Raw genomic sequence first — 20,352 nt, forward strand, 5'->3', positions numbered from 1 at the left:
GCTGCGATGGTTTCACCTCAGGCCCGCAGCAACATGTACCCCGCCACCACCACACAGACACTCGCGAACCCGACCTGCAAGGCCCGCGCCGGCACCCGCGCACAAAGTTTGCGACCGATGATCATGCCGACCACGCTGGCGACAATGAACGCCGCGCCCTGGCTGTCGATTCGCACTCCGGCGTGAAACGCGCCGATCACACCAATCGCCGAAATCAGACTGATCACCATCAAAGACGTAGCGACGATGCCGCGCATCTGCACATCGGTCAGTTGCTTGAACGCCGGTACGATCAGAAAGCCGCCACCGACCCCGAGCAAGCCTGAGACCACGCCCGTGACTGCGCCCAGCGCGGCCAGGGTCGCGGTGCATTTGGCGGTCCAGTCGAAACGCCCGGTCTGCTCGTTGAGCATGCAATTCTTCTGGCCCCAACTGGCGTGGCCATGATCGCTCGGCCCGGCTTGTTGACGCTCTTTTCTGAACATCCGCCAGGCGACCATGACCATCAGCAGGCTGAACAGGATCATCAGCATCTTTTCCGGCAACTGATGCGCGAAGTAGATCCCCAGCGGCGAAAATACCGCGCCCAGCCCCGCGATCAACAACGCCGCGCGGTAGCGCACCAGGCCATGGCGCAGGCCATCGATAGCGCCGACCGCCGCCGCGCTGCCCACCGCAAACAACGCCACCGGCGCCGCTTGCGTCATGCTCCAGCCGAGTCCCAAAACCAGCGCCGGCACCGCGAGAATCCCGCCTCCAGCGCCAGTCAGACCGAGCACCAGGCCCATCACCACGCCAAACAGACTTGCCAGCCACATAAGGTTTTCTCAGTCGACTCTGGACAGGCGGGTCAGCCATTCGCGGCCCTTGAGCATGCCGTTCCAGTAGAACCACGGCAGCAGCGTCGCCTTCAGCCACCACGCCGAACGGCGCGCAACAGTCGGGTCCAGGGCGAAGGTCGGCAGCAGTTTTCCGCCATAGCCGAACTCGGCCAGAATCACCTTGCCCTTCTCCACCGTCAGCGGACAGGAACCGTAGCCGTCGTACTTCAGCGGCAGCGCTTGCTGCTGGCGTGCGGCCAACAGATTCTGTGCGACCACCACGACTTGCTTGCGCACCGCTGCGGCCGTTTTCGCATTGCTGGTGCCGCAGATATCACCGAGTGCAAACACTTCGGGGTAACGCGGATGTTGCAGGCTGTGCGGGTCTACCTCGCACCAGCCACCGGCGCCGGCCAGCGCACTTTGCGCGATGAAATCCGGCGAAACCTGCGGCGGCACGACGTGCAGCAAGTCGAAGGTTTTCGCCACGCGGCTGACGTTGCCCTCGGCATCCTTGACCTCGAACCATGCGGTTTGCGCCGGGCCGTCGACTTTCACCAGATTGGAATTGAAGGCCAGTTGTGCGTTGTACTTCTCGATGTATTTCATCAGCGGCGGCACGAACGTCGCCACACCGAACAGCGCGGCGCCGGCCAGATTGAATTCGACATGAATGTTGTTCAGTACCGCGCTTTTGCGCCAGTGATCGCAGGACAGGTACAAGGCTTTTTGCGGTGCGCCGGCGCATTTGATCGGCATCGCCGGTTGGGTGAACAGCGCTCGGCCATCGCGCAGTTTTTGCACCTGATCCCAAGTGTATTGCGCATGTTGATAGCTGTAGTTGGAGGTCACGCCATACTGGCCGAGGCTGTCCTGCAGGCCCTCGATTTTTTCCCAGGCCAGGCGCAGGCCGGGGCAGACGATCAGATTCTGATAGCTGACCGTGCGCTGATCGTTGAGCGTGAGTTGACGTTGCGCCGGGTCGATTGCCGTGACTGCCGCCTGCACCCAGTTGGCTTGCCGGGGCATGACTTTGCTCATCGGTCGGGCGCTGTCCTTGACGTCGAAAGCGCCGCCGCCGACCAGCGTCCACGCTGGCTGGTAATAGTGATGGGTGCTCGGCTCGATCACGCTGATGTTCAGCGCCGGATCACGCTTGAGCAGGCTGGCGACGACCGCTATACCGGCCGAACCGCCACCGATGACCACGATATCGGCACTGATGGATGGGCCCCAGTGTTGATCGTTCATTGCTTGTTCCTTTTGCTGCACGCAAGGATTTGTTCGGGTCAAACCAAAGAACCTGTGGGAGCTGGCTTGCCAGCGATAGCGGTGTGTCAGTCACATAAATGTTGGCTGATAAGCCCTCATCGCTGGCAAGCCAGCTCCCACAGGGTAAGTTGTGTTCCGGCTGGCATTTATTGATGACCCAGAGTTTTGAGCACCGCCCCGCAATAAAGCCCGGACAGGGTCTTCATCACCTGGATCACTTCGTGACTGGCGAGGCCGTAGAAAATGTACTTGCCTTCACGGCGGGTCGCGACGAGCCCTTCGTCACGCAGGATGCCCAATTGCTGGGACAGCGTCGGCTGGCGTACGCCGGTCATGGTTTCCAGTTCGCCGACGTTGCGTTCGCCCTGGGTCAGTTGACACAGGATCAGCAGGCGATCCTCATTGGCCAAAGCCTTGAGCAGCGCGCAGGCCTTGGAGGCCGAGGCGCGCAGTTGGGCGACTTCACATTCGGTCAGACTGGATTGCATTTGCGCGAGGCCTTCAAGGTCACTTAAGCTGCGAACATTATGTTTTTAGATAAAGTGTTGCAACCCATTTTCCTTGTTCAGGTTGGTGTCCATGCCCGCGCAGATTGAAGCTTTCCTCGACCCCGCCTCTTCGACCTACAGCTACGTGGTCTACAAAGTGGATGGTGGCCAGTGCGCAATCGTCGACCCAGTGCTCGATTACGACGGCGCCGCCGGGCGCACCGGCACCGTGCAGGCGGACAAGATCGTTGCGTTCGTCGAGGCGCATCAATTACAGGTGCAATGGTTGCTGGAAACCCACGCCCACGCCGATCACATCTCCGCTGCGCCCTACCTGCGGCAGAAACTGGGTGGGAAGATCGCCATCGGTGCCTCGATCAGCGAAGTGCAGAACGTGTTCAAGACCTTGTTCAATCTGGAGCCGGAATTCTCGGTCGACGGTTCGCAGTTCGATCATCTGTTCGCGCCGAACGAGTCATTCCATATCGGCAATCTCAAAGCCACCGCCCTGCACGTGCCCGGCCACACCCCGGCCGACATGGCCTATCTGATCGACGGTGAGCAGATTCTGGTCGGCGACACGTTGTTCATGCCGGATGTCGGCACCGCGCGCTGCGACTTCCCCGGCGGCAATGCGCATCAACTGTTCGCGTCGATCAAAAAGTTGCTGGCCTTCCCCGCCGGCGTGAAGCTCTACGTCTGCCACGACTACCCACCCGAAGGCCGGGCCTCGCGGTGCCAGACCACAGTTGGCGAGCAGCGTAAAAGCAATATCCATGTGCATGACGGCATCGACGAAGCGGCGTTCGTCGAGATGCGCACCCGCCGCGATGCCGGCCTGGGCATGCCGACGCTGTTGTTGCCGGCGATTCAGGTGAATGTGCGGGCGGGGAATTTGCCGGCAGCGGAAGACAATGGCGTGATGTACCTGAAGATTCCGCTTAACCAGCTCTGACCCCCTGGTCAGGCGCCCTGAGTCTGATCGTTCCCACGCTCTGCGTGGGAATGCATCCCGTGACGCTCTGCGTCACTTCTTGAGGCGGAACGCGGAGCGTTCCTGGCGGCATTCCCAGGCGTAGCGTGGGAACGATCGGCGTCGGCGGGTCGGGTCGGGTCGGGTGGATCAGGTCAGGTTATGCGCCCAGGGTCAGGCCGTTGGCGGGTAACGGCAACGCGGTTTTATAACGCACCTGCTTCAGCGCAAAGCTGGAACGGATGTTCGCCACCCCCGGCACCTTGGTCAGAAAATCCATCATGAAGCGCTCCAGCGACTGAATAGTCGGCACCAACACCCGGATCAGATAGTCCGGGTCGCCGGCCATCAGGTAGCACTCCATCACTTCCGGTCGATCGGAGATCGCTTCCTCGAAATGCTGCAGCGCTTCTTCCACCTGTTTTTCCAGGCTGACGTGAATGAACACGTTCACGTGCAGCCCCAGCAGGTCGGCATCCAGCAGCGTCACCTGCTCGCGGATCAGCCCGAGCTCTTCCATGGCCTTGACCCGGTTGAAGCACGGCGTCGGCGACAGATTGACCGAGCGGGCGAGGTCGGCGTTGGTGATGCGCGCGTTCTCCTGAAGGCTGTTGAGAATGCCGATGTCGGTACGGTCCAGTTTGCGCATGAGACAAAACCACCTGTTTTTTATGTTTATGCAGAATTTCTATCTGCAAATCATCTTCAGCGCAATGAAACACAGATAAATATTCTTCTTGGCCGCGCCTATGATTGTTGTAGGACAAGATTTCTTCTACCGAGGAATGACTGCCAGCTCACTACAAGAAATTCACAAGATCGAGCGTAGAAGCCATGACCCAAGCGTATGAACCGCTGCGTCTGCACGTCCCTGAACCCTCGGGCCGCCCAGGCTGCAAAACCGATTTCTCCTACCTGCATCTGACCGACGCAGGCACGGTGCGCAAACCTCCCATTGATGTAGAACCCGCCGACACCGCTGACCTGGCGCGTGGACTGATTCGCGTGCTCGACGATCAGGGCAACGCCCTTGGCCCGTGGGCCGAAAACGTGCCGGTCGAGATCCTGCGCAAAGGCATGCGCGCGATGCTCAAGACGCGCATTTACGACAACCGCATGGTCGTCGCCCAGCGCCAGAAAAAAATGTCGTTCTACATGCAGAGCCTTGGCGAAGAAGCCATCGGCAGCGCCCAGGCGTTGGCGCTGAACATCGATGACATGTGCTTCCCGACCTATCGCCAGCAAAGCATTCTGATGGCCCGCGAAGTGCCGCTGGTCGATCTGATCTGCCAACTGCTGTCCAACGAGCGCGATCCGCTCAAGGGCCGCCAGTTGCCGATCATGTACTCGGTCAAGGATGCTGGTTTCTTCACGATCTCCGGCAACCTCGCCACCCAGTTCATTCAAGGCGTGGGCTGGGGCATGGCCTCGGCGATCAAGGGCGACACCAAGATTGCCTCGGCATGGATCGGTGACGGCGCTACCGCCGAATCGGACTTCCATACCGCTCTCACCTTCGCCCACGTTTACCGTGCGCCGGTGATCCTCAATGTGGTCAACAACCAGTGGGCGATTTCGACCTTTCAGGCAATCGCCGGTGGTGAAGCGACCACCTTCGCCGGACGCGGCGTCGGTTGCGGCATCGCCTCGCTGCGGGTCGATGGCAACGACTTTTACGCAGTCTACGCCGCCTCTGCCTGGGCCGCTGAACGCGCCCGGCGCAACCTCGGCCCGACCATGATTGAATGGGTCACCTACCGCGCCGGCCCGCACTCGACTTCTGATGATCCATCCAAATATCGCCCGGCCGATGACTGGAGCCACTTCCCGCTCGGCGATCCGATCGCGCGCCTGAAGCAGCACCTGATCAAGGTCGGTCACTGGTCGGACGAAGAACACGCCGCCGTCAGCGCCGAGCTCGAAGCCGAAGTGATTGCTGCGCAGAAACAGGCCGAACAGTACGGCACCCTCGCCGGCGGCCAGATCCCAAGCGCCGCTACCATGTTCGAAGACGTCTACAAAGAGATGCCGGAGCACTTGAAGCGCCAGCGTCAGCAGTTGGGGATCTGAGATGAACGATCACAACAATAATATTCAGCTGGAAACCGCCATGACCACGACCACCATGACCATGATCCAGGCCCTGCGCTCGGCCATGGATGTGATGCTTGAGCGTGATGACAATGTGGTCGTGTTCGGCCAGGACGTCGGCTACTTCGGCGGTGTGTTCCGCTGCACCGAAGGCCTGCAGACCAAATACGGCACCTCGCGGGTGTTCGATGCGCCCATCTCGGAAAGCGGCATCGTCGGCGTGGCTGTGGGCATGGGCGCCTACGGTTTGCGTCCGGTCGCCGAAATCCAGTTCGCCGACTACGTCTATCCGGCTTCCGATCAGATCATTTCCGAAGCGGCGCGCCTGCGTTATCGCTCGGCCGGCGAGTTCACCGCACCGATGACCCTGCGCATGCCATGCGGTGGCGGCATTTATGGCGGCCAGACCCACAGCCAGAGCATCGAAGCGATGTTCACTCAGGTCTGCGGTCTGCGCACGGTGATGCCGTCCAACCCGTATGACGCCAAGGGCCTGCTGATTGCCTCCATCGAAAACGATGACCCGGTGATCTTCCTCGAGCCGAAACGCCTGTACAACGGCCCGTTCGACGGCCACCACGACCGCCCGGTAACCCCTTGGTCGAAACACCCGCAGGCCCAGGTGCCGGACGGTTATTACACCGTGCCGCTGGACGTCGCCGCGATCACCCGTCCAGGCAAGGACGTGACCGTGCTGACCTACGGCACCACCGTCTATGTCTCGCAAGTCGCCGCCGAAGAATCCGGCGTAGATGCCGAAGTCATCGACCTGCGCAGCCTGTGGCCGCTGGACCTGGACACCATCGTCAAATCGGTGAAGAAGACCGGCCGTTGCGTGGTGGTTCACGAAGCCACCCGCACCTGCGGTTTCGGCGCCGAGCTGGTGTCGCTGGTGCAAGAGCACTGCTTCCATCACCTGGAAGCGCCGATCGAACGCGTCACCGGTTGGGACACCCCCTACCCGCACGCGCAGGAGTGGGCGTATTTCCCAGGGCCGTCCCGAGTGGGCGCGGCGTTGAAACGGGTCATGGAGGTCTGAATGGGCACGCACGTTATCAAGATGCCGGACATTGGCGAAGGCATCGCAGAAGTGGAACTGTCGCAGTGGCACGTCAAGGTCGGCGACCTGGTGGTTGAAGATCAGGTGCTGGCGGACGTGATGACCGACAAGGCGATGGTCGATATTCCGTCACCGGTGCATGGCAAGGTGATTGCGCTTGGCGGTCAGCCGGGTGAAGTGATGGCGGTCGGTAGCGTACTGATCAGCATCGAAGTGGAAGGCGCTGGCAACCTCAAGGAATCCGCTGCGCCGGCTCCTGTAAAAGCAACACCTGAAGCACCAAAAGTTGAAACCGTAGACGAAAGCAAGCCTGCTGCTGTCCCGCGTCCTGCTGCGGTTTGCCAGGGCCCGATGGTTGCCCGTGAAGCAGACGAGCGCCCTCTCGCCTCGCCAGCCGTGCGCAAACATGCGCTGGATCTGGGTATTCAATTGCGTCTGGTGCGCGGCAGCGGCCCGGCCGGTCGTGTGCTGCACGAAGACCTTGAAGCCTATCTCGCGCAAGGTCAGGCGAATGCCTCGGCGCCAGTCGCTGCGGCCTACGCGCAGCGCAACGATGAAGAACAGATTCAAGTCATCGGCATGCGTCGCAAGATCGCCCAGCGCATGCAGGACGCCACGCAGCGTGCCGCGCATTTCAGTTACGTCGAGGAAATCGATGTCACCGCCATCGAAGAACTGCGCGCCCACCTGAATGACAAGCACGGCGCCAGCCGTGGCAAGTTGACCCTGCTGCCGTTCCTCGTGCGTGCACTGGTCGTGGCACTGCGCGACTTCCCGCAGATGAACGCCCGTTACGACGACGAAGCGCAAGTCATCACCCGCCTCGGCGCGGTGCATGTCGGCGTCGCCACGCAAAGCGATGTCGGCCTGATGGTGCCGGTGGTGCGTCACGCCGAAGCGCGTAGCCTGTGGGACAGCGCTGCGGAAATTTCGCGCCTGGCCAGTGCCGCGCGCAACGGCAAGGCCAGCCGCGACGAATTGTCGGGCTCGACCATCACCCTGACCAGCCTCGGAGCGTTGGGCGGCATCGTCAGCACGCCGGTGCTGAACCTGCCGGAAGTGGCGATCGTCGGCGTGAATAAAATCGTTGAACGGCCGATGGTCGTCAAAGGCCAGGTGGTCATTCGCAAGATGATGAACCTCTCCAGCTCGTTCGATCACCGCGTGGTCGACGGCATGGACGCGGCGCTCTTCATCCAGGCCATTCGCGGCCTGATCGAACAACCTGCCACTTTGTTTGTGGAGTAAGGCGCCCATGCATTCTTTGAACACTACGCTGCTGATCATTGGCGGCGGCCCCGGCGGCTACGTCACGGCGATTCGCGCCGGGCAACTGGGCATTCCAACGATTCTGGTCGAAGGCCAGGCGCTGGGTGGCACCTGCCTGAATATCGGCTGCATTCCGTCGAAAGCACTGATTCACGTCGCCGAGCAATTTCACCAGACGCAACATCACAGCCAGCATTCGGCGCTGGGCATCAGCGTTTCCGCGCCGACCCTCGACATCAGCAAGAGCGTCGAGTGGAAGGACGGCATCGTTGATCGCCTGACCACCGGCGTTTCCGCGCTGCTGAAGAAGCACAAGGTGCAGGTGGTCAACGGCTGGGCGAAGATCATCGACGGCAAAACCGTCGAGGTGGGCGACACGCGCATCCACTGCGAACATCTGGTGCTCGCCACCGGATCGACCAGCGTCAACCTGCCGATCCTGCCGATTGGCGGGCCGATCATCTCCTCCACCGAAGCGCTGACACCGAAGTCGGTGCCCAAACGCTTGATCGTGGTCGGCGGCGGTTATATCGGCCTGGAACTGGGCATCGCGTATCGCAAGCTCGGCGCCGAGGTCAGCGTGGTCGAGGCGCAGGATCGCATCCTGCCCGCTTACGACGCGGAACTGACGCAACCGGTGCACGAGGCGCTGAAGCAACTGGGCGTGAAGCTGTACCTCAAGCACAGCGTGTCGGGTTTCGACGGCACCTTGCAGGTGCGCGATCCTGACGGCGAAACCTTGAACCTGGAAACCGATCAGGTGCTGGTCGCCGTGGGTCGCAAGCCGAATACCCAGGGCTTCAACCTCGAAACGTTGAATCTGGAAATGAACGGCGCGGCGATCAAAATCGACAACCGTTGCCAGACCAGCATGCGCAACGTCTACGCCATCGGCGATCTGAGTGGCGAGCCAATGCTTGCGCACCGTGCGATGGCGCAGGGTGAAATGGTTGCCGAACTGATCAGCGGCAAAACCCGCGAATTCAACCCGACCGCCATCGCCGCCGTGTGCTTCACCGACCCGGAACTGGTGGTGGTCGGCAAGACTCCGGACGAAGCCAAGGCTGCCGGGCTCGACTGCATCGTTTCCAGCTTCCCGTTCGCCGCCAACGGCCGGGCGATGACCCTGGAATCAAAAAGCGGTTTCGTCCGCGTGGTCGCCCGTCGCGACAATCATCTGATTGTCGGCTGGCAAGCGGTGGGCGTCGGCGTGTCGGAGCTGTCGACGGCATTTGCGCAAAGCCTGGAAATGGGCGCGCGCCTGGAAGATATCGGCGGCACCATCCACGCTCATCCGACGCTGGGTGAAGCGGTGCAGGAAGCGGCGTTGCGCGCGCTTGGGCATGCGTTGCACCTGTAAAACAGGACCGGCCCCATCGCCAGCAGGCTGGCTCCCACCCTGGAATGCATTCCCCTGTGGGAGCCAGCCTGCTGGCGATTCTTGAGAACAACGGGATTTATCTGCCTGTGATCCGATAGTCCGGGCTGCGAAACCGCTCAAGAATGAAGTATTGTTGTGCCCATCCAAAAAACGTCAGAAGCCTTGAACCGTTTCGGCGGTTGTTCAGTGATAGAGGGTGTCATGGGTAACGAGAGCATCAATTGGGACAAGCTGGGTTTTGATTACATCAAGACCGACAAACGCTATCTGTCGTACTTTCGCGATGGCGAGTGGGACAAAGGCACCCTGACCGAAGACAACGTGCTGCACATCAGCGAAGGCTCGACGGCCCTTCACTATGGCCAGCAATGCTTTGAAGGCATGAAGGCCTATCGTTGCAAGGACGGCTCGATCAACCTGTTCCGCCCGGACCAGAACGCCCTGCGCATGCAGCGCAGCTGCGCACGTCTGCTGATGCCGACCGTGGACACCGAGCAGTTCATCGAAGCCTGTAAAGCCGTGGTTCGCGCCAACGAGCGTTTCATCCCGCCTTACGGCACTGGCGGCGCGCTGTACCTGCGTCCGTTCGTGATCGGCGTCGGTGACAACATCGGCGTGCGTACCGCGCCCGAGTTCATCTTCTCGATCTTCTGCATCCCGGTCGGCGCCTACTTCAAGGGCGGTCTGACCCCGCACAACTTCCAGATCTCCAGCTACGACCGCGCTGCCCCACAAGGCACCGGCGCCGCCAAGGTCGGTGGCAACTACGCTGCCAGCCTGATGCCGGGCTCGAAGGCCAAGAAAGCCAACTTCGCCGACGCAATCTACCTGGACCCGATGACCCACACCAAGATCGAAGAAGTCGGCTCGGCCAACTTCTTCGGGATCACCCACGACAACAAGTTCGTCACCCCGAACTCGCCCTCGGTGCTGCCAGGCATCACCCGCCTGTCGCTGATCGAACTGGCGAAATCGCGCCTGGGCCTGGAAGTGGTCGAAGGCGACGTGCTGATCGACAAACTGGCGGACTTCAAGGAAGCCGGCGCTTGCGGCACGGCTGCCGTGATCACCCCGATTGGCGGCATCAGCTACAACGACCATCTGCATGTGTTCCACAGCGAAACCGAAGTTGGCCCGGTGACGCAGCAGCTCTACAAAGAGCTGACTGGCGTGCAGACCGGCGACATCGAAGCGCCCGCGGGCTGGATCGTCAAGGTTTGAGCTGACGGTTGCTGATGTTGAAAAAGCCTTCTGCCGAGTGATTGGTGGGGGGCTTTTTTTATGGTCAGCTAGTTGTGCGTTCGGCTTGGAAATTGCTGTGAATTCACCCCTCACCCCAGCCCTCTCCCCAAGGAGAGGGAGCTGATCTGTGTGGTTTTCTGAACCTGAGTTCGACTCGAGTTCTCAGGTCGATGTAGTACGGGCGGGCTCCTCGGTCGGCCCCCTCTCCCTCCGGGAGAGGGCTGGGGTGAGGGTAGGCTTTTCGCCCTTCAAGGCAATCCGCTTACCCGACCGCGCTGCAATCCCACTCGCCTGCCCATCCCCCTGCTTGCCCATCCGCGCCTGCGTAATCAGCCCGGGAATCAATTCCCCCTCCGGCAAATTCTTCCAGAACCGCACCGGCAAATGCCCTTGCATGACCTTCGGGTTCAACCGCGCCGGGTTGAAGATGTGGCTGTAATAGGTCAGCCACAGATCACCATGGGGATCGTCAACGTTCTGCGCCAATTGCTGCCATTCCACCGGGCATTGGCGCTGATGAATCAGTTGCTCGCCATCGTAATAGACCCCGTCCCGCGGCGTGGCGATCAGCCAGCGATGGCGGCCCATGCGTCCGATGAAGTGGGCGCTGGCGCTGTGCAGGATGTCGTGAGCCGGTTCATGCCACGCCACGTATTCGGGGCCAGCGCTGTCTTTGGGCCGTTCGATGAAGCGCACGAACGCATGCAGGTGATGGGCTTCACGGTTCACCTGCTTGATCCGCCGCTGCAACTCGCTGCCAAGTTTGTCGCCAGCCATCATCGCGGTACGGTCGCCGTGGCTGACGCGCCACAACACTTCGTACAGCAAACTCCAGCGCTGATCACCGCGATAGCGCGAGGCTTGTTCCAGGGTATCGAGCAACGCGCGGGGAATGCGCGCCTGAAACGGCCCCTGCCCTTCAGGCACCGGGTCGTCATTGGCGAACAGATCGCCCACGCCCTGCGAGGCCCAGCTCACCAGACTCGGGTCGATTTCATGGCTGAGCAGCCAGCGCGCCTGCTGGCGCCAGGTATCGAACAGATCGTCGCAATCGAGATTGATCATCCCCACAACCCCATCTGCTGCGGCATCGGCCGGTCGCGCAATTGCTGATAGAGCATGTGGCTGGTGACTTCGGCCTGCTGCGGATGATAGTCGCTGGTGATGATGAAGGGCTTGGCCTTGGCCAGCACGCAACGCATGCGCGCGACGTCTTCGTAGCGGATGCGTCGCTGTCGGCGCAACTCGACCAACCGTTCAGTGGTGCGCAGGCCGATGCCGGGAATGCGTGCGATCAACGAGGCCTCGGCGCGATTCAGATCCAGCGGAAACACTTCGCGATTCTGCAGCGCCCAGGCCAGCTTCGGGTCAATGTCGAGCGCCAGATTGCCGGGTCCCTTGAGCAATTCGTCCGCGCTGTAGCCATAACTGCGCAACAGGAAATCGGCCTGATACAAACGGTGCTCGCGCATCAGCGGCGGCGCGGCCAATGGCACGCTCTTCGGGCTGTCGGGGATCGGGCTGAACGCCGAGTAATAAACCCGGCGCAGACGGAAGTTGCCATACAGGGATTGAGCGCTGTGGAGGATGGTGCTGTCGTCGGTGTCATCGGCGCCGACAATCAATTGCGTGCTCTGCCCGGCCGGGGCGAACTTCGGCGCGCGTGGCTCGTTGAGCACGGTCTGCACGCCGGTGTAGATGGTGTTCATCGCCTGCTTGATCGAACCGATGTCCTTTTCCGGCGCCAGGGTTTGCAGGCTGGCATCGGTCGGCAGTTCGATGTTGACGCTCAGGCGATCGGCGTAACGTCCCGCCTCCTCGATCAACGCCGGATCGGCCTCGGGAATGGTCTTGAGGTGGATGTATCCGCGAAACTCATGTTCCTCGCGCAACAGCTTCGCCACCCGCACCAGTTGCTCCATGGTGTAGTCCGCCGAGCGAATGATGCCGGAGCTGAGAAACAGCCCGCTGACACAGTTGCGCCGATAGAAATCCATGGTCAGCGCCACGACTTCCTCGGGGGTGAAACGCGCGCGCGGCACATCGCTGGAGCGGCGGTTGACGCAGTATTGGCAATCGTAAAGACAGAAATTGGTCAGCAGGATCTTCAGCAGCGACACGCAACGCCCGTCCGGCGTGTAGCTGTGGCAGATGCCCATGCCATCGGTCGAGCCCAACCCGCTCTTGCCTTCGGAGCTGCGCTTGGGCGCGCCACTGCTCGCACAGGACGCGTCGTACTTGGCGGCGTCGGCGAGAATGCTCAGCTTGTCGATGATTTGCATGGCGCGGACTCTTTACTGTGTGCATATACAGTATAGGCTCGACCGCTCTGATACAAGGTGACGGATAACCCCCTCGTCGGAAGGTGTGTTGTCTGAACTGGCCTCTTCGCGAGCAGGCTCGCTCCTACACTTGAAATGCGCTCCGCCTGTTTCTGATCATTCCCACGCTCCGCGTCCGCTGTGACGCAGAGCGTCACGCGAGGCGTTACCACGCAGAGCGTGGGAACGATCAGATCACCCACTGCGAAATCAGCCAGCCATTCGCCCCGCTGATCACCACGAACAACCCCCACGCCAACACCCGCGTCGGCCAGCGGTTCACAAACGGCCCCATCAGCTGCTTGTCATTGGTCATGCGGATCAACGGATACAGGGCAAACGGCAGTTGCAGGCTCAACACCACCTGACTCAGCACCAGCAACTTGCCGATGGCGTTGTCACCCAGCAGCCACACGCCAATGAACGCCGGAATCAGCGCCAGCCCACGGGTGATCAACCGGCGCTGCCAGCACGGGATGCGCAGGTTCAGATAGCCTTCCATGATCACCTGCCCGGCGATGGTGCCAGTGAAGGTCGAACTCTGCCCCGAGGCGAGCAATGCCACGCCGAACAACACGCTGGCCAGCGCGCCGCCCACCAGCGGATCAAGCACGTGATAAGCGTCCTGAATGTCCACCACCTCGGTATGCCCCGACTGGTGAAACGCGGCCGCGGCGAGGATCAGGATCGCCGCGTTGACCAGTAGCGCCAGCGCCAGTGAACCGATGGTGTCGATGCGCGCCAGTTTTACCGCATCCTGCTTGCTTGCCAGATCCTTGCCGATCATCCGCGTCTGCACGATCGAGGTGTGCAGATACAGGTTATGCGGCATCACCGTTGCGCCAAGAATGCCGATGGCCAGGTACAACGGTGCGGCATCGCCGATCGCCGCCAGCGAGGGTTTGAAGCCTTGGGCGACGTCCGGCCAGTAGGGCTTGATCAGCAGCAGCTCGACGAAAAAACACACGCCGATGGTCGCGACCAGCACCAGCATGATCGCTTCCAGTCGACGGAAGCCACGATTCTGCAAGGCCAGCACCAGCAGCGTGTCGAACGCGGTCAGGGCAATGCCGAATGTCAGCGAGCAACCGAGCAGCAAGTGAAACGCCAAGGCGCAACCGAGCACTTCGGCAAGGTCGGTGGCGATGATCGAGATTTCCGCCAGGATCCACTGCAAGCGCGCAGTCGGCGTGCTGTAGCGCTGGCGCGACAGTTGCGCCAGATCACGCCCGGTCGCGATGCCCAGCCGCGAACACAGGCACTGCACGACCATACCCGCCAGACTCGCCAGCAACACCACGAACAACAGGCTGTAACCAAACCGAGAACCGGCCTCGATCGCCGTGGCCCAATTGCCGGGGTCCATGTAGCCGATCGACACCAGCAAACCGGGGCCGGCGAAACGCAGTACACGTTTAAAGAACGAGGCAGAAGGATCGACCGCGACACTGCCGGCCACTTCCGGCGGGCAAAACGGCGCGGTGGCGAATTTGGGCAAGCTGAATTTCACGCACACATCCAGAAACAAGTCGAAAGGACGCAGCTTAGACGTTTCGCCCGGTGCGGTGGAAGGTCAAGGTTGGCGGGTGCCCAACAATTGCTCGCGCAACGTCGGATTGCGCGTACGCGGGTCCAGCCAGATGTCGAAAAACGCCCGGGCGAATTGCGGATCGTCGATCTCATGCTGCAAGCGCTGGCCGACAAAAAACCGTGCGCCCTGCCCCGGCAGATACACCCCGGTAATCCGTGTGCCGGACTGCACATCGACGAACGATTGCTCCATCTGTGCTTGCCAGCCGGCCAACTGCGCTGGGCTCACACGATTACCGGACAGGCGCTTGATCTCGTCGACGCTGGCCTGCACCAGATCATCGCGGGAAATCTTGCGGAGATAGATCAGCTCCAGCGCAAACGGCTGATCCGTGGCGAGCGGGCGCGCCGCACTCCACAGCCGCGCATTGTAAACGTCGAAACCGAACACGCTGAACTCGCCGGTGCCAATGATCTGCGCACCCGGCACCGCGTCCTGCCAATTGGCCCAGGTCGGCGTCAGCAACAGCGCCCACAGGCCGATGCCGCAGCAGCCGCGGAGCATTTTTGAGGATTTGTTCATCGCGCATTGCTTCCGACCAGCCCTGATAGTCAGAGCATAGCCGTAGTTGCTTTCGATTTTTTGTATACAAAAATTGCAAACATAGTCAGCAATCGCTTTGCCACGGTGCTAACGTGGCCTACCTGCATCTCGACGGAGACACCTGCGTGCTGATTCTCAAACTGCTGCTGATTCCGGCTTTCCTCTTGCTGATATCTCTCGCGGGCAAACGCTGGGGGCCGAGCGTGGCCGGATGGCTGTCGGGGTTGCCGGTGGTGGTCGGGCCGATTCTGTTTTTTCTCGCCATCGAACAAGGGCCGGAGTTTGCCGCGCAATCGGCGGTGGCGGCGTTATCGGCGATGTTCGCGATGATTGCCTTCTGCATCACCTACGCGCAGGTGGCGCAACGGGCGAACTGGCCGTGGGCACTGGCGGCCTCGCTGGCCGTCTGGAGCGTACTGGCGCTGCTGCTGTCGCTGGTCCCGCCGTCGTTGCCGTTTTCATTGGCGGCGGCGGCGATTGCGCTGCTCGCCTCGCCTTATCTGTTTCCGGTGGTGCAGCCGGTGCTGAACGGTTCGGCGCCGAAGTCCGACCGGCTGATATGGCGCATGCTGGCCGGTGCCGCGCTGACGTTGGCAGTGACGATGCTGGCCAGTACCGTCGGCGAGCGCTGGAGCGGTTTGCTCGCGGTGTTCCCGGTGCTTGGCAGCGTGATGGCGGTGTTCTCGCAACAGACCCGCGGCCCGGCCTTCACCGCCGCGCTGCTGCGGGCGACTGCAACTGGCATGTATTCGTTTTCGGCATTCTGTCTGGTGTCGGCGCTGACCTTGCCGAGCCTCGGCCTGAACGGTTTCATCGTCGGTGTGGCGGTGTCGGTGGCCATGCTCGGGGTGACCAGAAAGCTGCTGGCCCGGCCAGTGACCAGCGCGCCGGCGCAATAACCGCTCGGGTGAATCGCGCTGGAACGTGCGCCCCGCTCCGTGGGATCATCGGCCGCCTCGCGCGACCATCCCACGGAGATTCGAATGTCATTGTTGAGCAAAAAAGCTGCCGTCCTGCTGCTGTCGGCGATCGCCGCTCTCGGCGCGATCAACGCACAAGCGGCCAAGGAAAAAGCCACCAGCGAAAAAGTCTCGCTGCTCGACGGCAAGTTCAGCTTCGTGCTGCCCAAAGGCTTCGTCGCCGACCCGCTGCCGCCGAGCCCAAGTGGCGCCAAGGGCACGATGTACACCAACCAGGCCACCAAGACCGTGGTCATCGCAGCGGAAAACCAGATTCCACAAGGGCAGAACGTCAAGAACAACGACGGCCCGTTCCTCGACGGTGCCGTGTCCAGCTTCATCGAAGACCAGCGTAAAGCGCTGCCGGATTTCAACAAGCTCAGCGAAAAAAGCCTGACCCGCAAAGGCACCGGCCTCGGCTTGCGCCAGGTCGACAGCACCGCCACACAAGGCGGCGGACAGACCCTCAACACCACTCTGATGGCTGGCTCCGGGACGAAGATGGCGCTGGTGCAGGTGATCTCCCGCGCCAGCGACAAGCAAGGTCACGACGCGCTGATCAAGACTCTTCTCAAGGATTGAGCTGCTGCAGCCAGCCGTTCAGGTCGCGCAATTCGACCGGAGTGATGCTGTGGCCGATGCCGGGATACGCATGAAATTGCGGCTTGTAGCCAAGCTTCTGCAATTGCGCATTGGCTTCGGTGCCGAGGCGGTACGGCACCGGATCATCGGCGGTGCCGTGGCCGATGAAGATGTGCAGCGGCAGCGGGGCTTGATCGGCTTTCAACTCGCTTTTCAGCACCGGCAGCAAGCGTCCGCTCAACGCGGCAAACCCGCCGATCAACACCGGCGGCCGCAGCCCCACTTCGTAACTCATCATCGCGCCCTGGCTGAAGCCGATCAGGTACACCTTGTCCGGGGTCGCGTGATATTTGCGCGTGGCCTGGGCGATGAACTCGCGCAGCTTCTGGCCGCTGACCTTGAGATCATCGGTCTCGCCGTTGTAGGCGCCTTCGCCCTTTTTGCGAAACCACTGGTAACGTCCCTCACCGAGCTCCATCGGTGCCCGCACCGACAGGTAGTTGTACTGCGCCGGAAGCTGAAATTTCATACCGATCAGATCGGCTTCGTTACTGCCGTAACCGTGCAGGAAAATCACCAGCGGCCGCGGCTCGGCATCCGGGTGGACCTGTTCGAGGTACTTGAGTGGCAGATCGGATTGCAGCGTGGTTTGCGCGTGGACGGCGGTAGAGGCCAGCAGGGTCAGCAGAGCGAATATCTTCAACATTGCAGCGTTCCTTCACAGAGTGTCGGGTTCGGGGGGAGCCTAACACTCTGAAAGATAGCGGTGTTGCCGCTCACGCCATCGCTGGCAAGCCAGCTCCCACAGTGAGCGAGGGTGATTGCAAAAAATGTGTTCACCACAAAACCTGTGGGAGCTGGCTTGCCAGCGATGAGGCCATCAGCCCCAGCGAAAATCTGTCAGTCGTTGGTCAACTTGCCAGTCCGGAACGGCATCCGCCCCGCCACTTTCGCCTGCCAGATCCCCGGTTCGGTATAGCGCCCGCGATCCAGCGCAAACAACACGCCGCTGGTGCCGGCGCGCACCGTGCTGACGCGGTCCTGCAACGGGTCGACCACCTCGAACAAAGCATCGCCCTTCTCTACCCATTCGCCGGCACCGCGCAGGAAACTCACCACGCCATGGTGCGGTGCGAACAGGTATTCGGTGCCTTCGAACGGCAGGCCTTCGCAGCATTCGCTCGGCGCCGCCGGCCATTCGCCGCTGATGAAGCCCTGCTCGGCGAGAAAGCCGAGGATCGCCTCGCAATTGGCCTGCGCCTGATCGACCCGCGTGTCGCCCATGCTGCCCAGCTCCAGCGTAGTCGCCAGATTCGCCGCCGGAATCGCCGCCTGCGGAAACGCCCTCGCCAGGCGCAACCACGGCGTCGAGCAGGATTCATCGAACGAACTGCCGCCGGAGTCTTCACACAACAACGCCACGCCGGCCTTCAGGCGCGCTGCCAGCGATCGCCATTGCGGCCAGTGCTGCGGCAGTGCGTAGAGGTGAATCGCCGCATCGAAATCGCAATGCAGATCGAGGGTGATATCGGCGTCGCAAGCGTGGCGCAGCAACAGCCGATGCAGCGCTTCCAGTTGCGAAGCCGGCGCCGGCAGCGCCTCGAATACCTCGCCCATCGCCTTGCGGATCAGCGCAACGTTGGCCTCGGCATCCGCGCCCAACTGCTCGCCGATACGCGCCGCAACCGGCGCGCTGAGTTCGACGAACGCGCGGTTGAAATTCTTGCCGCTGCCCAGTTCGAATCGGCCCATGTGCGCGCCTTGCACATGCTGATCGAGGCCGATCGGGTTGGCCACCGGCACCAGTTCGATCACGCCGTGCAAACGGCCTTGCTGCTCGAGTTCATTAAGGCGTTGCTTGAGCTCCCACGCCGTGCGCATGCCCGGCAACTCATCGGCGTGCAGGCTGGCCTGGATGTACACCTTGCGAGTGCCCGCGCCATAGCGAAACACGCTCAGAGAACGCTCACTGCCCAAGTGGCTCCAGGGCAGGCTGTGGTCGATGCGTTGCATGGGGTAACTCCTGAAATATGAGCGCGACACAAATCCCCTGTAGGAGTGAGCCTGCTCGCGATAGCGGTCTGTCAGTCAATCAAGATGTCGAATGATAAACCGCTATCGCGAGCAGGCTCACTCCTACAGGTTCTTCGTCGCTAAGAAGAATGCATAAAAAAAGTGGCCTCCGCGCAAACGGGGCCACTTTTTTCTACGGCGTATTAATGGCCGTACACGTCAAAGTCGAAGTACTTGTCCTGGACTTTCTTGTACTCGCCATTGGCGCGGATTTCGGTGATGGCTTTGTTGAATTGCTCGGCCAGCGCGGTATCGCCCTTGCGCACCGCGATGCCGGCGCCGCCGCCAAAGTACTTGGCGTCTTCGTAGGTCGGGCCGACGAATTCGAAGCCTTTGCCGGCGTCGGTTTTCAGGAAACCGTCGCTGAGGTTGACCGAGTCAGCCAGCATCGCATCCAGACGACCCGAGGTAATGTCGAGGTTGGCTTCCTGCTGCGAGCCGTAACGCACCAGTTCGATCCCGGCCGGGACCAGCACTTCGGTGGCGTAACGGTCGTGGGTACTGGCACGCAACACGCCGACTTTCTTGCCCTTGAGTTCGGTCAGCGGGTCTTTCACGCCCGAGCCTGCCTTCATCACGAAGCGCGCCGGGGTGTGGTAGTACTTGATGGTGAAATCGACGTTCTTCTTGCGGTCGTCGGTGATGGTCATCGACGACAGGATCGCGTCGATCTTCTTCACTTTCAGCGCCGGGATCAGGCCGTCGAATTCCTGCTCGACCCAGGTGCATTTGACCTGCATCTGCGCGCACAGCGCATCACCGATGTCGACGTCGAAACCGGTGAGTTTGCCGTCAGGGGTTTTCATCGAGAATGGCGGGTAACCGGCTTCGATACCGATGCGGATCGGCTTGGGGTCGGCGGCCACGGCGGTCAGGGACAACATCGACAGTGCCAGGGCACCGAACATCACTAGCTTGTTCATTTATAACTCCTGTGTGCGGAGGCTTTTATTGGCAGCTTCAAGTCAGCGTTCGGTCCGGCCTTGGAACGGCAAAACCGACGTGGCCGGCAGTCTATGGCGGCGCGCACAGGGCAAATTGTGTTTAAGCGACAAATATTTATGTAAGTTCGGCGCAGCGCTTGACCGGGGTCAAAGGCTGCGCCGTCGTGGTGCAAAGGCTGTAGGACAAGCGCCGTTTTTGCTCAAATTCTTCTAAAATTTCTCAGCATTCGCAGGCGATCGGCGCCTTGGCCAGTTGCGCCACGCTCAGCGCAAACCCTTCGTCGAGCCAACCGCTGACACCGCCGATCATCTCCTTGACCGGGTAACCAAGCGCCGCCAGCTTCACCGCGGCCTTGTTCGCGCCGTTGCAATGCGGGCCGGCGCAATAGACCACGAACAACGTGCTTTTCGGATAACTTGCCAGCTCGGTCGCGGTGAGCAGGCGCGTCGGGATATTGATCGCGCCGGGGACGTGTCCGCGCTCAAAGGCCAGCGGCCCTCGTACGTCGACCAGGACAAAGTCGACGTCGCCGGCCTCGTAGCTGCTGAATACGTCGGAACAATCGGTTTCGAAGGTCAGGCGATTGCTGAAGTGCATCAGGGCGATCGCCGAGGGAGCGGCAGGAATGTCGCGAACCAGGCTGGTCATGGGTGTGGCTCCTTGCTTCTGTTCTGGGGTGAACAGACTTTATCGTTGGCCCGCTTGCGGCTACAGTGGCGGACAAGACACCTACCGGGAACT

General features: G+C 61.3%; 20 protein-coding genes. 8 read left to right on the forward strand and 12 right to left on the reverse strand.

Translation table 11 applies throughout. The annotated features are described in order from the left end of the window. Nucleotides 1-17: 17 nt before the first annotated feature. The 3 genes from BLU24_RS18180 to BLU24_RS18190 form a co-directional block, all read right to left on the reverse strand. On the reverse strand, nt 18-818 hold the full coding sequence (locus BLU24_RS18180; RefSeq protein WP_093102450.1) for a sulfite exporter TauE/SafE family protein: 801 nt from the start codon (nt 816-818) through the stop codon (nt 18-20). Between the two features lie 9 nt (nt 819-827). Next, the gene (locus BLU24_RS18185; protein WP_093102452.1) at nt 828-2,072 is read right to left on the reverse strand and encodes an NAD(P)/FAD-dependent oxidoreductase; all 1,245 of its coding nucleotides are present in this window, start codon (nt 2,070-2,072) and stop codon (nt 828-830) included. 167 nt (nt 2,073-2,239) lie between these two features. Beyond that, nucleotides 2,240-2,581 carry an ArsR/SmtB family transcription factor gene (locus BLU24_RS18190; RefSeq protein ID WP_093102455.1) on the reverse strand — a complete coding sequence of 114 codons (342 nt, stop codon included), beginning with the start codon at nt 2,579-2,581 and terminating at the stop codon, nt 2,240-2,242. Between the two features lie 91 nt (nt 2,582-2,672). On the opposite strand from BLU24_RS18190, the gene BLU24_RS18195 reads away from it, so the two are divergent. Next, complete coding sequence (locus BLU24_RS18195) at nt 2,673-3,536, forward strand: MBL fold metallo-hydrolase (RefSeq protein WP_093102458.1); 864 nt, start codon at nt 2,673-2,675, stop codon at nt 3,534-3,536. A gap of 178 nt (nt 3,537-3,714) precedes the next feature. On the opposite strand, the gene bkdR is transcribed toward BLU24_RS18195, so the two are convergent. Beyond that, nucleotides 3,715-4,203 (reverse strand): Bkd operon transcriptional regulator BkdR, encoded by a 489-nt coding sequence (gene bkdR, locus BLU24_RS18200; protein WP_025111414.1) that lies wholly within the window; start codon nt 4,201-4,203, stop codon nt 3,715-3,717. Nucleotides 4,204-4,388: 185 nt separating this feature from the next. On the opposite strand from bkdR, the gene BLU24_RS18205 reads away from it, so the two are divergent. From BLU24_RS18205 to BLU24_RS18225, 5 genes are all read left to right on the forward strand, one after another. Next, complete coding sequence (locus BLU24_RS18205; RefSeq protein WP_093102460.1) at nt 4,389-5,624, forward strand: 3-methyl-2-oxobutanoate dehydrogenase (2-methylpropanoyl-transferring) subunit alpha; 1,236 nt, start codon at nt 4,389-4,391, stop codon at nt 5,622-5,624. Between the two features lies 1 nt (nt 5,625). Further along, entirely contained in the window at nt 5,626-6,684 is a 1,059-nt protein-coding gene (locus BLU24_RS18210) for an alpha-ketoacid dehydrogenase subunit beta (protein ID WP_064390582.1), read from the forward strand. Then, a complete protein-coding gene (locus BLU24_RS18215; protein WP_093102463.1) occupies nt 6,685-7,953 on the forward strand; it encodes a dihydrolipoamide acetyltransferase family protein in 1,269 nt (422 codons plus the stop codon). A 7-nt stretch (nt 7,954-7,960) separates the two neighbouring features. After that, complete coding sequence (gene lpdA / locus BLU24_RS18220) at nt 7,961-9,334, forward strand: dihydrolipoyl dehydrogenase (protein ID WP_093102465.1); 1,374 nt, start codon at nt 7,961-7,963, stop codon at nt 9,332-9,334. 222 nt (nt 9,335-9,556) lie between these two features. Continuing rightward, nucleotides 9,557-10,576, forward strand: a complete 1,020-nt coding sequence (locus BLU24_RS18225; protein WP_039762213.1) for a branched-chain amino acid aminotransferase — start codon at nt 9,557-9,559, stop codon at nt 10,574-10,576. Nucleotides 10,577-10,759: 183 nt separating this feature from the next. Here BLU24_RS18225 and BLU24_RS18230 read toward each other — a convergent pair whose 3' ends face one another. From BLU24_RS18230 to BLU24_RS18245, 4 genes are all read right to left on the reverse strand, one after another. After that, entirely contained in the window at nt 10,760-11,662 is a 903-nt protein-coding gene (locus BLU24_RS18230) for a TIGR03915 family putative DNA repair protein (protein WP_231990169.1), read from the reverse strand. Next, a complete protein-coding gene (locus BLU24_RS18235) occupies nt 11,659-12,879 on the reverse strand; it encodes a putative DNA modification/repair radical SAM protein (protein WP_090282821.1) in 1,221 nt (406 codons plus the stop codon). The genes BLU24_RS18230 and BLU24_RS18235 overlap by 4 nt, the downstream gene beginning before the upstream one ends. Nucleotides 12,880-13,108: 229 nt before the next feature. Continuing rightward, a complete protein-coding gene (locus BLU24_RS18240; protein WP_093102468.1) occupies nt 13,109-14,428 on the reverse strand; it encodes an Nramp family divalent metal transporter in 1,320 nt (439 codons plus the stop codon). 63 nt (nt 14,429-14,491) lie between these two features. After that, nucleotides 14,492-15,031, reverse strand: coding sequence for a chalcone isomerase family protein (locus BLU24_RS18245; RefSeq protein WP_093102471.1), 540 nt, complete (start codon nt 15,029-15,031; stop codon nt 14,492-14,494). A 146-nt stretch (nt 15,032-15,177) separates the two neighbouring features. Here BLU24_RS18245 and BLU24_RS18250 point away from each other — a divergent pair, with 146 nt between their 5' ends. Next, nucleotides 15,178-15,951: a hypothetical protein gene (locus BLU24_RS18250; protein ID WP_090282818.1), complete on the forward strand. Its 774-nt coding sequence runs from the start codon at nt 15,178-15,180 to the stop codon at nt 15,949-15,951. Nucleotides 15,952-16,035: 84 nt separating this feature from the next. Continuing rightward, the gene (locus BLU24_RS18255; protein ID WP_093102473.1) at nt 16,036-16,593 is read left to right on the forward strand and encodes a hypothetical protein; all 558 of its coding nucleotides are present in this window, start codon (nt 16,036-16,038) and stop codon (nt 16,591-16,593) included. On the opposite strand, the gene BLU24_RS18260 is transcribed toward BLU24_RS18255, so the two are convergent. The 4 genes from BLU24_RS18260 to BLU24_RS18275 all read right to left on the reverse strand — a co-directional run bounded on the left by BLU24_RS18260 (nt 16,583) and on the right by BLU24_RS18275 (nt 20,259). Then, nucleotides 16,583-17,299, reverse strand: coding sequence for an alpha/beta hydrolase (locus BLU24_RS18260; protein ID WP_093102475.1), 717 nt, complete (start codon nt 17,297-17,299; stop codon nt 16,583-16,585). The two genes, BLU24_RS18255 and BLU24_RS18260, sit on opposite strands and share 11 nt — an antisense overlap. A gap of 194 nt (nt 17,300-17,493) precedes the next feature. Further along, nucleotides 17,494-18,606, reverse strand: coding sequence for a succinylglutamate desuccinylase/aspartoacylase family protein (locus BLU24_RS18265; RefSeq protein ID WP_093102477.1), 1,113 nt, complete (start codon nt 18,604-18,606; stop codon nt 17,494-17,496). A 203-nt stretch (nt 18,607-18,809) separates the two neighbouring features. Further along, nucleotides 18,810-19,589: an ABC transporter substrate-binding protein gene (locus BLU24_RS18270; protein ID WP_093102479.1), complete on the reverse strand. Its 780-nt coding sequence runs from the start codon at nt 19,587-19,589 to the stop codon at nt 18,810-18,812. 241 nt (nt 19,590-19,830) lie between these two features. Next, entirely contained in the window at nt 19,831-20,259 is a 429-nt protein-coding gene (locus BLU24_RS18275) for a rhodanese-like domain-containing protein (protein WP_093102481.1), read from the reverse strand. Nucleotides 20,260-20,352: the final 93 nt, after the last annotated feature.

It is taken from the genome of Pseudomonas sp. Z003-0.4C(8344-21) (assembly GCF_900104975.1).
GTDB classification, from domain to species: domain Bacteria; phylum Pseudomonadota; class Gammaproteobacteria; order Pseudomonadales; family Pseudomonadaceae; genus Aquipseudomonas; species Aquipseudomonas granadensis.

What these genes read in the sequence shown, in the direction of transcription:
- BLU24_RS18195 (WP_093102458.1), top strand. Translation starts at nt 2,673, where the DNA reads ATGCCCGCGCAGATTGAAGCTTTCCTCGACCCCGCCTCTTCGACCTAC.
- BLU24_RS18245 (WP_093102471.1), bottom strand. Translation starts at nt 15,031, where the DNA reads ATGAACAAATCCTCAAAAATGCTCCGCGGCTGCTGCGGCATCGGCCTG.
- BLU24_RS18185 (WP_093102452.1), bottom strand. Translation starts at nt 2,072, where the DNA reads ATGAACGATCAACACTGGGGCCCATCCATCAGTGCCGATATCGTGGTC.
- BLU24_RS18210 (WP_064390582.1), top strand. Translation starts at nt 5,626, where the DNA reads ATGAACGATCACAACAATAATATTCAGCTGGAAACCGCCATGACCACG.
- BLU24_RS18270 (WP_093102479.1), bottom strand. Translation starts at nt 19,589, where the DNA reads ATGAACAAGCTAGTGATGTTCGGTGCCCTGGCACTGTCGATGTTGTCC.
- BLU24_RS18215 (WP_093102463.1), top strand. Translation starts at nt 6,685, where the DNA reads ATGGGCACGCACGTTATCAAGATGCCGGACATTGGCGAAGGCATCGCA.
- BLU24_RS18230 (WP_231990169.1), bottom strand. Translation starts at nt 11,662, where the DNA reads ATGATCAATCTCGATTGCGACGATCTGTTCGATACCTGGCGCCAGCAG.
- BLU24_RS18255 (WP_093102473.1), top strand. Translation starts at nt 16,036, where the DNA reads ATGTCATTGTTGAGCAAAAAAGCTGCCGTCCTGCTGCTGTCGGCGATC.
- BLU24_RS18275 (WP_093102481.1), bottom strand. Translation starts at nt 20,259, where the DNA reads ATGACCAGCCTGGTTCGCGACATTCCTGCCGCTCCCTCGGCGATCGCC.
- lpdA (WP_093102465.1), top strand. Translation starts at nt 7,961, where the DNA reads ATGCATTCTTTGAACACTACGCTGCTGATCATTGGCGGCGGCCCCGGC.
- BLU24_RS18205 (WP_093102460.1), top strand. Translation starts at nt 4,389, where the DNA reads ATGACCCAAGCGTATGAACCGCTGCGTCTGCACGTCCCTGAACCCTCG.
- BLU24_RS18225 (WP_039762213.1), top strand. Translation starts at nt 9,557, where the DNA reads ATGGGTAACGAGAGCATCAATTGGGACAAGCTGGGTTTTGATTACATC.
- bkdR (WP_025111414.1), bottom strand. Translation starts at nt 4,203, where the DNA reads ATGCGCAAACTGGACCGTACCGACATCGGCATTCTCAACAGCCTTCAG.
- BLU24_RS18265 (WP_093102477.1), bottom strand. Translation starts at nt 18,606, where the DNA reads ATGCAACGCATCGACCACAGCCTGCCCTGGAGCCACTTGGGCAGTGAG.
- BLU24_RS18180 (WP_093102450.1), bottom strand. Translation starts at nt 818, where the DNA reads ATGTGGCTGGCAAGTCTGTTTGGCGTGGTGATGGGCCTGGTGCTCGGT.
- BLU24_RS18235 (WP_090282821.1), bottom strand. Translation starts at nt 12,879, where the DNA reads ATGCAAATCATCGACAAGCTGAGCATTCTCGCCGACGCCGCCAAGTAC.
- BLU24_RS18260 (WP_093102475.1), bottom strand. Translation starts at nt 17,299, where the DNA reads ATGTTGAAGATATTCGCTCTGCTGACCCTGCTGGCCTCTACCGCCGTC.
- BLU24_RS18190 (WP_093102455.1), bottom strand. Translation starts at nt 2,581, where the DNA reads ATGCAATCCAGTCTGACCGAATGTGAAGTCGCCCAACTGCGCGCCTCG.